The sequence below is a fragment of the Marseilla massiliensis genome (genome assembly GCF_016899855.1).
Lineage (GTDB): Bacteria > Bacteroidota > Bacteroidia > Bacteroidales > Bacteroidaceae > Prevotella.
On sequence record NZ_JACJJG010000264.1, the window covers coordinates 1 to 367 of the forward strand.

The window sequence follows — 367 nt, forward strand, 5'->3', positions numbered from 1 at the left end:
TGAAGCGCAAAGAGTCTTAGCTTAAAATAATCATCGTCCCTGAATCCGTAAGCATTTCTTTTAAGGACTTTAATTTTGTTGTTAATCCCCTCGACTTTGGCAGTTGAGAAATGGCAGTCGTACCATGCGAGAATGCCGAAAAGGAACTTTACGCATGGGTGGAACAGGCAAGACAGAGCAAGGTGCCACGGCTCGCAAGGATGGCTGCAACGATAATGGCGCACAGAACCGGCATTCTCGCATGGTACGACTGCCATTTCTCAACTGCCAAAGTCGAGGGGATTAACAACAAAATTAAAGTCCTTAAAAGAAATGCTTACGGATTCAGGGACGATGATTATTTTAAGCTAAGACTCTTTGCGCTTCA

At 44.4% G+C, this 367-nt stretch carries 1 protein-coding gene and 1 pseudogene; one reads left to right on the top strand and one right to left on the bottom strand.

The genetic code is table 11. The annotated features are described in order from the left end of the window. A pseudogene (locus H6A34_RS14690) lies at nucleotides 1–134 on the bottom strand (transposase); the annotation flags it as partial. On the opposite strand from H6A34_RS14690, the gene H6A34_RS14695 reads away from it, so the two are divergent. Then, a partial coding sequence (locus H6A34_RS14695; protein WP_420870848.1) for a transposase occupies nucleotides 111–367 on the top strand: 257 nt, incomplete at its 3' end. The pseudogene H6A34_RS14690 and the gene H6A34_RS14695 sit on opposite strands and share 24 nt — an antisense overlap.